At 72.1% G+C, this 4669-nt stretch carries 4 protein-coding genes and 1 pseudogene; all 5 read right to left on the reverse strand.

The genetic code is table 11. The annotated features are described in order from the left end of the window. Nucleotides 1-148 precede the first annotated feature (148 nt). A complete protein-coding gene (locus I53_RS30420; protein WP_148291129.1) occupies nucleotides 149-856 on the reverse strand; it encodes a hypothetical protein in 708 nt (235 codons plus the stop codon). Between the two features lie 10 nt (nucleotides 857-866). After that, nucleotides 867-2201, reverse strand: a complete 1335-nt coding sequence (locus I53_RS12845) for an FAD-dependent oxidoreductase (RefSeq protein ID WP_043351278.1) — start codon at nucleotides 2199-2201, stop codon at nucleotides 867-869. Then, nucleotides 2198-3395, reverse strand: a pseudogene (locus I53_RS12850) (acyl-CoA dehydrogenase family protein). The gene I53_RS12845 and the pseudogene I53_RS12850 overlap by 4 nt, the downstream one beginning before the upstream one ends. Nucleotides 3396-3453: 58 nt before the next feature. Then, nucleotides 3454-4005: an OsmC family protein gene (locus I53_RS12855; protein WP_043351282.1), complete on the reverse strand. Its 552-nt coding sequence runs from the start codon at nucleotides 4003-4005 to the stop codon at nucleotides 3454-3456. A gap of 209 nt (nucleotides 4006-4214) precedes the next feature. Continuing rightward, on the reverse strand, nucleotides 4215-4669 hold a 455-nt coding region (locus I53_RS12860; RefSeq protein ID WP_286009582.1), incomplete at its 5' end, for a helix-turn-helix domain-containing protein.

Here is a 4669-nt window from a genome sequence, read left to right on the forward strand (position 1 = left end):
CGTGCGGGAGAGGGTTGGGGTGAGGGACGAGAGGCTTCAGGGGCGACGCGCCGGCAGGACGCGCCCCTTTCGGGCAGACCCGACCCCTCACCCTGTCCCTCTCCCGCATGGGAGCCAAGCGCGCCGCATCATGAAATCTTCGCTCGGATCAGCATCCCCCCGCCTGGCTGGCGAAGGTCGAGACGGTGGGCCGGTGACGGTCTCTCGGCAGCGTCGAACCGTGCCGGATCACCGGAGCAGCATCGCGAGGCCGGCACCTCCGATGAGCCTTACCGGCACCGTGTCGAGCGGGCTCTTGCGGGTTGCACGGGCGGCGGGCCGGGGAAGCCCAGAGCGGCCGCTGCCGGCGCCTTCCGCGAAGGCCGGGACCAGGGCTCAGTCGACGCGGGAGACGCGGGAGACGCCCGCGATCGCGAACGCTCCCGTCCCGACCGTCACGGAAGCCGTCACCCTCGTCGAACAACCGGTCGAACGCGGCGCCTGGGCGGGCGACCTCAGTCCCCGCGTTGAACAGCGTGCCGCACGCGTCCTGCACCTGGAGGATGCCGCACCCGATCCCGAGCCGGCCGCCAAGACCCTCCCGGAGGTGCGGCGCGGCCGAGAGGGGGTCGGCGTGGCCGGGGGTCTCCAGGATCCACGCGACGGTCCGGCCCTGTTCGCCGACCTGGGCGATCACGCTGTCGATCACCGCCGCGGCGCGGCTCCGGGGATCGTGCATGGCGAAGGTTGCGGTATGGGTCGGTTCGTCGATGAGGCCGTGCACGGCGGGGCGCGGGGTCGTGGCCGAGAGACTGGCCTCGACCTGCCCGTGCGCCTGCGCCAAGGCGGGATCGGTTGCGTGAAAATCGTTCGTCATCGTCAGCGCCTCAGGCGGCCAGCCAGGCGGTGACCTCGCCGTCGCGCCGCTGTTCCATCGCGAGCCGGCTCTCGGTGTGCTCGACGATGTGCCAGGGCTCCCCGGGGAGCGGCGCACCGTGCAGCGCGATCGGTGTCGAACGCGTCTTCAGACGGATGACGGGTAAAGCGTGCGCGTAGCCCGGATGCTCCCGGCCCAGGATCGCGTGGGCGATGGCCTCGGCCTGGCGGGCGACCGGCTCGATGAAGCGGCAGGGTCGCCCCGCGATGCTGATGCAGTCGCCGAGCGCGAAGATGTCGGGGCCGCTCGTGCGCAGGGTCGCCGGATCGACGACGATCCCGCGGTCGAAGGCGAGCCCGGCCCCGCGCACGAGCCGCGAGGGCGTGGCGAGCCCGGTCGCGGCGATCACCGTCGTGGCGACCAGAATCGTCCCGTCCGCGAACGTGAGCGCGACCTCGCCGTCCGGCCGGCGGCCGAGGCCGCGCACGACGGCGTTGGCCCGGTAGCGCACGCCCAGCCCTTCGAGTCCGGCCAGGAGCCGGCGGCCCGCCACGTCCGGCAGGAGCTCGGGCAGCGGCAGCGCCCCGATCCCGACGAGCGTCACGGCGTGTCCGGCCCGGGCGAGGTCCTCCGCGAGTTCGCAGCCGACCATGCCGGCGCCGATCACCGCGACGGCACGGGGGCCCTGTGCGAGTTCGGCGTGCAGGGAGGCCCAGGCCGCGAGGTCGTTCACGCGCCAGCACAGGGTCGGGTCGAGGCAGGCCGGCAGCGCCGGACGCGCGCCGTGGGCCAGGACGAGGGCGGTGTACCCCAGGGTGCCGCGCGTGGTGCGCAGGCTGTGCGGCTCCGGGGAAAGGCCCACGGCCACGGTGTCGGCCATCAGGCGCAGGCCCAGGCGGGCAGCCGCCGCGGCGCCCGTCTCCCGACGCAGCCTGTCCGGCGACAGGCCGCGTCCCAGCGCAACCGAGAGTTCCGGTTTGTGGTAGACGTCGCCGCCGCAGGCCGTCACCAGTGTGATCGGAACCTGGGTGTCCTCGGCCCGGATCGCCTCCGCGGCCGCCCATCCCCCGGCACCGGCGCCGACGATCACCACGCCCGGCCGGCGCTGCGCGGCCGCGGCCGCCGGCACCGGCGCGACCGGGGCCCGCCGCCGGTACGGTTCGAAGTCGGACTTGGTCACCCCGCAGATCGGGCAGGCCCAATCGTCCGGGATGTCGGCGAACCGGGTTCCGGGCGCCAGGCCGCTGTCGGGATCGCCCTCGCCCTCGTCGTAGATCAGCCCGCAGGCCCGGCAGAGGAACTGCTTCCAGGGGCCGAGGCCATCGGTGGGTTCCAGGACGGTCATGCCCGACCTCCCACGCCGGTGCCGCTCGGCAGCACCTCCCGGGACAGGCGCGCCATCTCCCAGCGCAGGTGCTTGATCGCCGGCGTGACGATGGCGACGAAGTGCGCCTCGCGGACGCGGCGCTGCGGGGCCGCCGACATCAGGTAGCCGCGCGCGCCCTGATGCAGGAGCGCCGACTGCGACGCGCGCAGGGCCAGCTCGGCGGTCTGGGCCCGGGCGTCGAGGACGTCGATCAGGTAGTCGGTCGAGCCATCGTAGGGCGTCTCGGCGAGCCGCATCACCCGGGCGCGGAGCTCCGCGAGCTCGGCCGCGACCGTGTCGGGGCGGTCATCGAGGAACTGGTTGACGTGCCCAAGGGTCTCCTCAACCGCCAGCATGGCGTTGAGGCTTCCCTCGGCCACGCCGAGCCCCATGCCGCATTGGAGCAGGATGAAGGCGCCCCGGATCCCTCCAATAAAGGGCCGGGCCGGATCGGCGATCAGGTCGTCCTGCCCGACGAAGTACTCGTCGAGCCGCACGCCCCAGGTGCTGGTGCCCTCCATGCCGGAGAAGTGCGGGCAGGGCCGAAGCTCCGCGCGGTCGCAGCGCAGCAGGAACATGATCTCGTGGCTGATGGCGTCGCCGGCGCCGAGGACGCCCGCGATGGCCCCGCAGTACTGGCCGGCGCCGATGTGGCTGACCCAGGGCAGCATGCCGCTGACCCGGTAGCCGCCGGGCACGCGACGGGCGCGCAGCAGGATCGGCTCGATCCCGGCGAACGCCTTCATCGGGTTGGAGAGCGCCGTGCCGCCGAAGGTGCGGCCCGCGACGTGGTCGTCGAGGAATGCGCCGGAGAGCGCCGGGTTGCCCGAGCGCTCCAGGTAGAGGCCGCAGACATCGTGGCACCACATCAGGAAGCCGGTGGCGCCGCAGGCCCGGCTCGCCGCCTGCATGGCGGCGATGGCCAGGCCGACGCGCGCGCCGTGCCGGTCGAGATGGACGCCGAGCGCGCCTGCGTCTCCGAAGCCTGCCATGATGTCGAGCGGGTACGCGCCGTGGTCGATCTTGCTCGCCGCCGCGCCCAGGGGGCCCGTCGGCAATGGCCGTCGTCTCGGCGAGGACGGTCTCGTCCGTCCACGTGCGGCCGGCCGGGCTCGCGAACGGCGCCTCCGTCACGGAGGGCCCGGCCGGTGGAAGGGCGAGGGCGCTCGACATCGTGCAATCTCCTCAGGAAGGGGAAAGGGGGCGGGCCCGCCGGGTCCCGCCGACGCGCTCAATCGGCCAGTCCGATCTTGAAGGGGACCGGGTTGCGCATGGTGTTGGCCACCGGCGAGAAGTGGTTCGCGTGGCGCACGATCTCGTCGAGCGCCTCGCGGGTCGCGTCGCCCTCGATGGTCACGGCGACCCGGATCTCCTGAAAGCCCATATCCTCCGGCTTCTTCTCCGCCCCGCCGGCGCCCCAGGCGGCCGGGTTGCCGATGTCGCCCTCGAGGTGGAGCTCCAGGCGGGAGAGGCGCACCTGCTTCCAGGTCGCCACCGCGGTGATTCCGACCGCGAGGCAGCCGCCGAGGGCGGAGAGCGCGATCTCGCCGGGCGCCGGCGCGGTGTTCTCGCCGAACAGATGCAGCGGCTCGTCGACCACGACGGGCGCATGGTCGCCGACGTAGCTGAGGGTGCGGTACTGGCCGTCGACGACCGTGTGCACCTTGTTGGTGCCGCGCGAGCCGGGATTGCAGCGGCCCTTCTCGGCGAACTGCATCAGGCCGTCGCGGTCGATCGGACGCAGGTAGGTGGTGACGGTCTTCGGGGCGGCGCTCGCGCTCATCTGGTGTTCCTTCCGGCTCAGCCCCGCAATTGTCGGGGGCGGCTCGGAAGGACTTGCGCAAGGCAGATGCCAGGATGGCCGAACCGGGAATTATCTTTGAAAATCCAGGTTTTCCAAATTCTTAGGTGAGGGCCGCGGTGATTTGATCGCCCGGTTGCGACAGTGAATGTCGACATTGTGTCGACATTGTCGGACTTGGGCGAGGCTGGTTAGGCCATCGGCTGGAGCTTCCGCCAGCGGTAGGAGAACTGGCGCTCGGTGAGGCCAAGCCTCTGCGCGGCGCGGGTCTTGTTGCCACCCGCTTGCGTGAGGGCCAGGCGCAACTGCGCGCCATCGTGCGAGTCGGCGGGCAGATAGGGCCGAAGGCCGCCCATCGCATGGACCGGGTCTCCCCCTGTCGGCACGATGTGCCGTGCCGGTCCCGGCGCAACCGCCCCCGAGACAGTCACGCCCCCAAGCATCGGCTGCAGGTCGTCGACGTCGAGAACGCCCTCGCTGGCCAGCAAGACGAGCCGCTCGATGAAGTTGGCGAGTTGGCGGATGTTGCCCCGCCAGGGCTGGCGGGCGAGATGTGCGACGGCCGACCGGGTCAGGTTGACGTTGCGCTGGTTGGCCTGGTTCCCTGCCTTCAGGAAATTGCACACGAGGTTCCGGAATGTCCGTT

Origin of the sequence: Methylobacterium sp. B1 (genome assembly GCF_000333255.1) — a bacterium.
In the GTDB taxonomy this organism is placed as follows: Bacteria; Pseudomonadota; Alphaproteobacteria; order Rhizobiales; family Beijerinckiaceae; genus Methylobacterium; species Methylobacterium fujisawaense.